Below are 2,548 nucleotides of genomic sequence, written 5' to 3'. Positions count from 1 at the left end.
ACCGCGGATACCGCCGATGCGAACCCTGCCGTCGAGCCCGGACACCTCTGACACGACATAGGCGGGCTTACCAATTAATGCTTCTACGCCGAAACGCTCGAGCTGGGGCCGGAGCATGTGCCGACGGACGATGGGGCGGATGAGCAGCACCCCGATCGTGGCGGTGACTGTGAACGCAAAGAGTTGGACAGCAACGGGTAGTCCAAGTGCGGCTAAGCCCGCGGTGATCAGTGCGGCGACACCGAGCATCCCGACCGCTGCGGTGATCGTGAGCATCTCGACCACCAGCAACACTATGGCGATGGTCAACCAGATCAGCCATGCATCCATGCGGCGATCCTCCTTGCACATTCGACGGATGCGCGGGCGGGATGATTGTCACTTCCTCCTTCGTGTGCGGTAGGTCACACCCTTACATTATGTCCCCCAAACCATGCTGGCGCCGCATTGCGTTTTCGGATTCCGGCAGAGTGGTGACCGGTCTTTGCGGGTGCGAGCGCATCCGGGCGAGTCCGCGCCGGCCGGCGTGCCGCATCGCTCGGCACTGCGCTGCGGATTCGCCGGCGTCGCTTTATGGCGCTTGCTGGTTGTTGGCCGAGGTGTATCTCGCATGTGACCTTCCCGCGACTGCGACGAAGGACGCTGATCTTCATGACAGCGCTTGCGGTTATCTCCGCACTGGTGACGGCACTGTGCATCGGCTACCACTTCGGCCGGCGCGCTGGTTCGACGCCTTCAACCTGGAGGAAGCGAACGAGTCGGGTGGCGCTAAGCAAGCTCGCGGTCAGCCTGCTCGTGTTGATGACTGTGCGTCGCATCCGGCAGAGCTTCCTGGCCGAGCGCGGGCTCCCCGACGCCGGAGGCGTCTGGGGAATGAAATTTGTTGAGCCGCTTCAGCTTCTGCGGGGTAGCTTTGCGCGTTTGCGGCTCTAACCGGAGATAAGCCCCTGTGTGTCGACCCATAATTCGCCTCCGGGCCTCACACTATGAGCTGTGGTAGTCGCGGACAGGGCGGGGCAACAGGTACAGGTGCGACGCGCGGCGATGGCCAGCGCGATCGGCACGACGATCGAGTGGTACGACTTCTTCCTCTACAACACGGCCGCGGCGTTGGTTTTCCCGCACCTGTTCTTCCCCGCGTCCAGCGCGTACGCCGGCGCGATGCAGTCGTTCGCGACCTACGCTGTCGGGTTTGCCGCCCGCCCGGTGGGCGCCGCGATCTTCGGGCATTGGGGCGACCGGGTCGGCCGCAAGGCCACGCTGATCGTCACGCTGCTGGTCATGGGCATCTCGTCGGCGCTGGTCGGCATGTTGCCCAAGACGGCGACGATCGGCTTGGCTGCGCCGCTGCTGCTGGTCGCGCTGCGACTGATCCAGGGACTCGCGATCGGCGGGGAGTGGAGCGGGTCCGTGCTGATCACTATGGAGTCGGGCGACCAGCGCAAACGCGGCCTGCTCGGTAGTTTCGCCCAGCTCGGCGTGCCACTCGGCCTGGTGCTCGGCACGGGTGGCATGACACTGCTTTCGGCCACGCTCTCACCTGAGGCCTTTACCTCATGGGGTTGGCGGGTGCCGTTCCTGCTCAGCCTGGTGCTCGTCGCGGTGGGCCTGGTGATCCGGCTGAAGATCCTCGAGACGCCGATGTTTGCCAAGGTGCAGCAGGACCGGAAGACCGCCCGCGCACCCGTCATCGAGGTGATCCGGCGTCACTGGCGGGAGATCCTGCTGTCAGCGGGCCTGCGGTTCAGCGAACAGATGCCGTTTTACCTCTTCACCACTTTTGTGCTGATCTACGTCGTGTCGCGGCACGGCTTTTCCAAGACGTTCGTGCTCAACGCGGTCCTGGTCGGCGCGCTGTGCGAACTCGTCGCGATTCCGTTCTTCTCGCAGCTGTCCGATCGGCTCGGCCGCAAACGCGTTTACCTGATCGGAGCCGTGCTGACCGCGCTGATCGCTTTCCCGTACTTCGCGGTGTTGACCCACAGTGGCGCCGTGCTGATCTTCGTCGCGGTCGTGGTGTCGCTGCAGGTGCACGCGATGGAATACGGCCCGCAGGCCGCGTTGATCAGCGAAAGCTTCCCGACGCACCTGCGCTACGGCGGCGCCGGGCTCGGCTACCAGTTGGCGTCGGTGTTCGCCGGCGGCCCGGCGCCGTTGATCGCGACGTGGCTGCTGCACGAAACCGGCACGCCCTACTCGATCTCGATTTACATCGTCCTTGCCGCGATCATCACGATTGGCTGCGTCGCGGCCCTGCCGGACCGTTCCCGGGTTGATATGGAGGACGCCGCGGTCTACCGCGGCGAATCAGATCCAGGGTCTTAGCCCAGCGGCGATGGCGTCGTGGTTGCACAGCCATAAACTGCCGGACACCGACTCCACGTCAAGATCTGGGGTCGTGGCGCCGCTGCTCACGCGCGCGCGACGAGCCGCGAAACGATCGGCGTGGCCGGCGTCAGGGGTGTCGACGCGAACTGCGCCTTGATGCCCGCGACCCAGCGCCGGCAGCGCTCGGTGAGCTGGTAGTCCTGGGTCTGCAGATGCCCGC

At 65.1% G+C, this 2,548-nt stretch carries 4 protein-coding genes; 2 read left to right on the top strand and 2 right to left on the bottom strand.

Going from position 1 to position 2,548, the window contains the following annotated elements; all coding sequences use genetic code 11:
• The coding region (locus ACLQI9_RS21480) for an NfeD family protein (protein ID WP_442392150.1) at positions 1 to 330 on the bottom strand (330 nt) is incomplete at its 3' end.
• Positions 331 to 651: 321 nt separating this feature from the next.
• On the opposite strand from ACLQI9_RS21480, the gene ACLQI9_RS21475 reads away from it, so the two are divergent.
• Together ACLQI9_RS21475 and ACLQI9_RS21470 are read left to right on the top strand one after the other, a co-directional pair.
• Entirely contained in the window at positions 652 to 933 is a 282-nt protein-coding gene (locus tag ACLQI9_RS21475; protein ID WP_442392149.1) for a hypothetical protein, read from the top strand.
• 60 nt (positions 934 to 993) lie between these two features.
• Complete coding sequence (locus ACLQI9_RS21470) at positions 994 to 2,325, top strand: MFS transporter (protein WP_442392148.1); 1,332 nt, start codon at positions 994 to 996, stop codon at positions 2,323 to 2,325.
• Positions 2,326 to 2,411: 86 nt separating this feature from the next.
• On the opposite strand, the gene ACLQI9_RS21465 is transcribed toward ACLQI9_RS21470, so the two are convergent.
• On the bottom strand, positions 2,412 to 2,548 hold a 137-nt coding region (locus ACLQI9_RS21465; protein WP_442392151.1), incomplete at its 5' end, for a hypothetical protein.

The sequence above is a fragment of the Mycobacterium sp. genome (assembly GCF_052143115.1).
Lineage (GTDB): Bacteria > Actinomycetota > Actinomycetes > Mycobacteriales > Mycobacteriaceae > Mycobacterium.
Note: the sequence above shows the minus strand (reverse complement) of the source record. Positions and strands in the feature narration are given on the sequence as shown.